Origin of the sequence: Mycobacterium sp., assembly GCF_035653355.1 — a bacterium.
Taxonomy (GTDB): Bacteria; Actinomycetota; Actinomycetes; order Mycobacteriales; family Mycobacteriaceae; genus Mycobacterium.
The window spans coordinates 1-4,525 of the sequence record NZ_DASRBZ010000671.1 but is presented as its reverse complement, the minus strand read 5'-3'; the positions used below and the strand labels follow the sequence as shown (position 1 = coordinate 4,525).

At 65.0% G+C, this 4,525-nt stretch carries 6 protein-coding genes; 2 read left to right on the top strand and 4 right to left on the bottom strand.

Annotation, left to right across the window (positions count from 1 at the left end):
- The 4 genes from VFA16_RS23005 to VFA16_RS22990 form a co-directional block, all read right to left on the bottom strand.
- The coding region (locus VFA16_RS23005) for a DUF4226 domain-containing protein (RefSeq protein ID WP_414687791.1) at positions 1-258 on the bottom strand (258 nt) is incomplete at its 3' end.
- 76 nt (positions 259-334) lie between these two features.
- The gene (locus VFA16_RS23000) at positions 335-703 is read right to left on the bottom strand and encodes a DUF4226 domain-containing protein (protein WP_324970057.1); all 369 of its coding nucleotides are present in this window, start codon (positions 701-703) and stop codon (positions 335-337) included.
- Positions 704-755: 52 nt separating this feature from the next.
- Complete coding sequence (locus VFA16_RS22995; protein ID WP_324970056.1) at positions 756-1,589, bottom strand: C40 family peptidase; 834 nt, start codon at positions 1,587-1,589, stop codon at positions 756-758.
- Complete coding sequence (locus VFA16_RS22990) at positions 1,576-2,370, bottom strand: helix-turn-helix transcriptional regulator (RefSeq protein WP_324970055.1); 795 nt, start codon at positions 2,368-2,370, stop codon at positions 1,576-1,578. Before VFA16_RS22990 ends, VFA16_RS22995 begins: the two co-directional genes overlap by 14 nt.
- A 151-nt stretch (positions 2,371-2,521) precedes the next feature.
- Between VFA16_RS22990 and VFA16_RS22985 the strand changes: the two genes are divergently transcribed.
- Positions 2,522-2,938, top strand: a complete 417-nt coding sequence (locus tag VFA16_RS22985; RefSeq protein WP_324970054.1) for a WhiB family transcriptional regulator — start codon at positions 2,522-2,524, stop codon at positions 2,936-2,938.
- Between the two features lie 99 nt (positions 2,939-3,037).
- Positions 3,038-4,420, top strand: a complete 1,383-nt coding sequence (locus tag VFA16_RS22980; protein ID WP_324970053.1) for an acyl-CoA dehydrogenase family protein — start codon at positions 3,038-3,040, stop codon at positions 4,418-4,420.
- Positions 4,421-4,525: the final 105 nt, after the last annotated feature.

Below are 4,525 nucleotides of genomic sequence, written 5' to 3'. Positions count from 1 at the left end.
CACCGCGGCCTCGACGTCGCGCTGTAATGCGGTCAACGCGTCGCTCCCGTCCAGCGTTGTCCGGTGAGCGTTCAGAATTGCGGAGACCACTTGCAGATCCAGCTGGGCGGTTGCTGAACCTTGTTGCGCCAGAGCAAGTTCAGCATCTCTGATCGCATCCGCCGCTGCACCGCCATGCTGGAGATCGGACGCTAGCGGCGCCGCTGTCGGCGGCATGGCCGAAGCGCTTTGCTGCGAACGATCCTGCGGCCCCGCCATGGCGGGGACAGTACCGAGGCCGTTACCCGGAGACAATTCACTTCGGCTCGTCCCTGAGCAAATGTTCTATCTGCGACTAACGCTGGTCCTGGGCGACGGTGTAGTTGGCCGGTAATGCCTCCAGTGCAGCCTTTTTCGCGGCGGCGACTTCTTTGGCCTGAGCAACGACAGCGCAGATTTCGCGCTGCTTGGCGATCAGAAATTTCTGGAATTCACGCGCGCCGAGCGGTGTATCGAGCCCGAGTGCAGCCTGATTTTGGACAGCGCGCTCGATCTCCTCCGCGATCACGTCGAGTCGGGCGACACCCTCGACCGTCGCGGCATGGGCACTGGCAAGCGCCTCTATCAGGACCTGATCCGCATCGCTCACCGTGGCGTATTGCGTGGCTAACGCAGCTTGCTTGGCCTGGATCGCAGTCATCGACAGTCCTGCTTGGTCTGCCATGAGGTGAACCTACCCATCAAAACCCGGTTTTCAGCGACATTCGAACGAGGCACTACAAAAGTGGGCGTCGGATAGCAACATTGGCGCCCAGCGGGCTGATCCGAACTGTGGCACCGGAATAGGGTGCTTCCACAACCAGATTGTTGCCGATGGCCATTTGGACGTGTCCGGCATGCGGGAAGACCAGGTCACCGGGTCGTACTTGTGAGCGTGCTACCGGAATCCCATCGTGGATCTGTTGATAAGTGGTGCGGTCCAAGTGGATTCCCGCCTGTGCGTAGGCCCATTGGACCAGCCCCGAGCAATCGAATCGATCCGGACCGGTTGCTCCCCAGACGTAGGGTCGGCCCAGCCGCGACAGCGCTGCGCGCACGGCGATTCCGGCACGGCTGCTGGGCGGCGGCAAGCGCAGTGCACCCGACTTCCGCGCGCGTCGGTGCAGTGCCAGGTATCGCAGGGCTCGCAGCGCCGCCGCGCGTCGAAGTGCCTGCCCGCGAGCTGACATCACATGGGCGCGTTGCGCGCGCAGGCGGGCCACCCGACGGCGCAACGCCTCCCTTTGGGCCATCGGCGTCAGTGGTGTCGCCGAGGCATCGGCGCGCGCTTCGTCGAGGACCCCCTTCGTCTGCTCGCGGGCCAGGGCATGATCCTGGTGAGCGCCGGCGATGACGGCGGCGATCTCTGCATCGGTTTGGCCAGCCGAGCGCAGCACCTCTCGGCTGGTGTGCAGCGCGAGCCGATACCGGTCGTGCCCCTGACCGCTGTTCAGTACGGCGACGGAATCGAACAATCCGTTATACGGCGCGTCGTTGAGGGTCGCTGGCCGAGCCGAACCCGTGAACAGTTGATGGGCGCGGCTCAACACCTCCAGTTCACTGGTGCTCACTGGCATGCCACCTCTCCGGGCCTGTCCCACTGTCGCCGACCGGCTCGAATGCGTCGGCGAACGCCCGTACGCGGGGGAGCGCAGCCGGCGAAATAACCCCCTGATTGCGGATGTCCCACATCTCCTCGCACGTCACACCAACCAGCGCAGCGATAACCGCGTCAGGCAGCGGCGACCGCGCACATGCCCGATCGAACCGGGCACTCAAGCTGGTAGGTATCCGGCTGAGCAGCGAGCTGCGTGTCGCCTCGAGCGCCTGCAGATGTTGCATCAGCCGGCCCGCCGACTCCGAGCGGGCGTGTACCGCCGCGCGCCAGGACCGGGCCGCCAGCATCTCGAACTTCACACACCGTTCGATCACAGAAAGAATATACGTCTCATATTCGTCTGATGTCGTCGCCGGTAGTCGGTCGATCAGCCAATTGAGCATCTCGAGCTGTGCCTCAGCGTGACCTTCCAGCACTTCGGTGTTGTCATGACGAGCCACGACGACGGCTCCGGTCTGACGCTCCGGCATCTCCGGCGTCGAATCAGCCGCCGTCAGGCGGGCGAGTTCCGCTTCGGGATCGGCCGCCACGACCAGTCGCGCGTAGGTGCCCGGTGGCAGGCCAAGGGCGTTTTCGACTTTTTGAACTGTGCTCTTGTGCGGCTTACGGGCGCCTCGCTCCAGATAGCTCAGCCCCATGATGCTGACGCCTGTCGCGGCCGCGAAATCCGCTAGTGACCAGTCGCGCGACTCGCGTAATGCCCGGACGGTCGCGCCCGCCGATTCGCGGCTCACCGTAGCGCTCCGGCCATATCCGGATAGTACACAGCCGCTGCCCGCCCAGTCTGATATACGATTTTGTCACGTTTCACTTGCAGGCGGTCCGAAACAGATATACGCTTCCGTCTACGTTTTGCGTGACGAGGAGCGAGAAGGAGACGGACACATGGGGTATCCCTGCTCCACGAACCCAGACCTGTGGTTCGGCTACAACGATGACGACGGTGGAGACGGCGCCGCCAAGGCGCGTGCCTACGAGCAGTCCTCCACAGAGGCGCGGCTCTTGTGCTTGCGCAAGTGCCCCTTGGCCCAGCAGCGGCTGTGTGCCCGGTACGCCGTCGAGCATCGGGAAGAGTACGGCGTGTGGGCTGGGGTCAAACTACCCGGCGGGCAGTACCGCAAGCGTGAGCAGCTGGCGCGCGCTCACGACCTCCTGCGCCGCATTGCTGCTGGCGAGATCAATTCCCGGCAGCTGCCGGATAACGCCGCGCTGCTCGCCCGGCGCCAGCACGACGCTGTTTCGGGGCCGGTCACTGTGTTTCACCTGCCGGCGGCTCAGGTCGGGCCTCGGTCGGCCGCATAACCGGGTCCGAACCAGCCGACACATCCCTGCGGTCGAAGGCAGCGGTTACGCTGAACCGGCCGACCAGGCGGCACCGCCAGTCAACGCAGGGACGCATCGATGACCTTCGACTTAACGCCGACAGCTGCGCAACGTGATTTGGCGCGGCGCACTCATGATTTCGCTGAGTCGGTGATCCGCCCCGTCGCCCTCGATTACGACCAGCGCCAGGAGTTTCCATGGCCGGTGTTGGAAGAGGCGGCTCATCGCGGTTTCTATAGTCCGCTGTTTTACCGGGACTTGATCGGTGACCCGACAGGGCTGTCGTTGCCGATGTTCATGGAGGAGCTGTTCTGGGGCTGCGCGGGAATAGGTTTGGCCATAGTGATGCCCGCGTTGGCGCTGTCGGCGATCGGGCAGGCCGCCTCACCGGAGCAGATGCTGCATTGGGCGCCAGAATGTTTCGGGACACCGGGCGACCTCAAGCTCGCGGCGCTGGCGATCTCTGAGCCGGAAGGCGGGAGCGACGTACGGAATCTGCGGACCCGCGCCCACCGCGACGGCAGCGATTGGATCATCGACGGCCACAAGATGTGGATCGGAAACGGCGGCATCGCCAATGTGCATGTCGTGAACGCGGTCGTCGACGAGGAACTCGGCCACCGCGGCCAAGCCTTGTTCGTCGTGCCGGGCGGAACGCCCGGGCTGCAGTTGGTGCGCAAGCTCGACAAGTTGGGCTGCCGGGCATCACACACCGCCGAGTTGCGGTTCGACGGTGTCCGGGTCCCGGAAGCCAATCTTCTTGGGGGACAAGAGAAACTCGAGTACAAGCTGGCGAAGGCCCGGGAAGCGGTCGCCGGTGGGCGGCATTCCGGCTCGGCGACGTTAGGCACGTTCGAGCAAACCCGGCCGATGGTCGCGGCTCAGGCTATCGGCATCGCGCGCGCCGCGCTCGAATACGCCACCGCCTACGCCACCCGCCGTGAAGCGTTCGGCGCGCCGATCATCGACAACCAGGGCATTGCGTTTCCGCTGGCCGATCTGGCCACCCAGATCGATGCCGCGCGGCTGCTGACCTGGCGGGCGTCCTGGATGGCGGCCAACGGGATCTCGTTCGAGCGAGGCGAGGGTTCGATGTCCAAGCTCGCCGCCAGCGAGGTCGCCGTCAAAGCCACCGAACGCGCGATCCAGACGATGGGCGGCTGGGGCTATATCACCGACCATCCGGTCGAGAAGTGGTATCGGGACGCCAAGCTGTACACGATTTTCGAAGGCACCAGCGAGATTCAGCGCATCGTCATATCCCATGCGCTCGGCGCCACCGAAGGCGGCCCGCCGCTGCATATCGAGATCGAGCCGACCGGTGGGCCGTTCAACCGGATGTTCGGCCGGGGCACGCTGCTGCGAAGCCGCGCCGCCGCCGCGGCGTTGTCGATGCAGGACCGCATCCCCGAGCCGGTCAAACGGGCGGCCATGACAGTGCTGCGTCCGCCTCGCAAGTAAGCCGTCGCCTGCGCGGGTACTGTCGCCGGTGTCGGCGCTTATTACGCCCGGCGAAGGGTGGAACAAATGACGACCGATAAGACCGGCGCCCACACTACGGTCAAC